Raw genomic sequence first — 1,324 nt, 5'->3', positions numbered from 1 at the left:
GCGACGACTTCGACGACGCGTTCGAAGGGGATGTCGGCGTTGGCGAAGGCGGCGAGGTCGGTTTCGCGGGCGCGGTCGATGAGTTCGGTGAAGCTCATGGCGGATTCGACGCGGGTGCGCAGGGTGAGGGTGTTGACGAACATGCCGACCAGGTCGTCGAGGGCGCGTTCGCCGCGGCCTGCGATGGGGGTGCCGATCGCGACGTCGGGGTCGCCGGTCAGGCGGGCGAGCAGGACCGCGAGGGCGGCGTGGATGACCATGAACAGGGTGCAGTTGTGGTCGCGTGCCAGTTCGGTGAGGGCGTGGTGGGTTTCGGGGGAGAGCCCGAATCCGGTGTTGGCTCCGCGCATCGAGGGGATCGGTGGGCGGGGGCGGTCCAGCGGGAGTTCGGCTTCGCCGGTCAGTCCGTCGAGTTGGGTGCGCCAGTAGGCGAGTTGGCGGGCGGCGACGGAGGTGGGGTCGTCGTCGGTGCCGATGACGTGGCGTTGCCAGATGGCGTAGTCGGCGTATTGCACTTCCAGGGGCGCCCAGCGGGGGGAGTTGCCGCCGATGCGGGCGAGGTAGGCGGTGACCAGGTCGCGGGCCAGGGGTGCCATGGAGGCGCCGTCGGCGGCGATGTGGTGGGCGACCATCGCCAGGAGGTGTTCGTCGGGGCTGGTTTCGGCCAGCAGGGCGCGGACGGGGACTTCTTCGGTGACGTCGAATCCGGTGAGCATCAGCTCGGTGATCGGGGTGAGGGGGTCGTCGGTGGTGACCAGTTCCAGTCCGGCGGGTAGTGCTTGGTCGACGGTGAGGATCTGTTGGAACGGCCATCCGCCGGGTCCGTCGGCGGGGTAGCGGGTGCGCAGGGATTCGTGGCGTTCGAGGACGTCGGCCAGGGCGTAGCGCAGCGCGGAGACGTCCAGGGCGCCGTGCAGGCGGATGGCGAGGGGGATGTTGTAGGCGGGGGAGGTGGGGTCGAATTGGTTGAGTACCCACATCCGTTGCTGGGCCAGGGACAGCGGGATCGGTTGGCTGCGTTCGGTGCGGGTCAGGCGCGGGCGGGTGCCGCCGCCGGCGCCGGGCACCACTCGCGCGGCCAGCGCGGCCACGGTGGGTGCTTCGAACAGTTCGCGTACCACTACGTTCGCGTCGAGGGCTTCGTTGATGCGGGCGACGACCCGGGTGGCCAGCAGCGAGTTGCCGCCCAAGGCGAAGAAGTCGTCATCCAGGCCGACTTCCGCGGCGCCGAGCAGCCCGGCGAACACCTCGGCGACGGCCTGCTCCACCGGCGAACCCGGCGCCCGGAAAGCGACGGCACTGTTGACCTGCGGGGCGGGCAGGG

The 1,324-nt window shown here is 70.5% G+C and carries 1 protein-coding gene; it reads right to left on the bottom strand.

Annotated features, from left to right (window positions below; all coding sequences use genetic code 11):
- Window positions 1-1,324 (bottom strand): condensation domain-containing protein (locus ACZ6DL_RS38110; protein ID WP_466058606.1); only part of this gene is annotated, 1,324 nt, incomplete at both ends.

This window comes from Nocardia sp. NPDC041819, assembly GCF_055590505.1.
The sequence above is the reverse complement of the archived record's forward strand: the minus strand, read 5'-3'. Positions and strand labels throughout refer to the sequence as shown.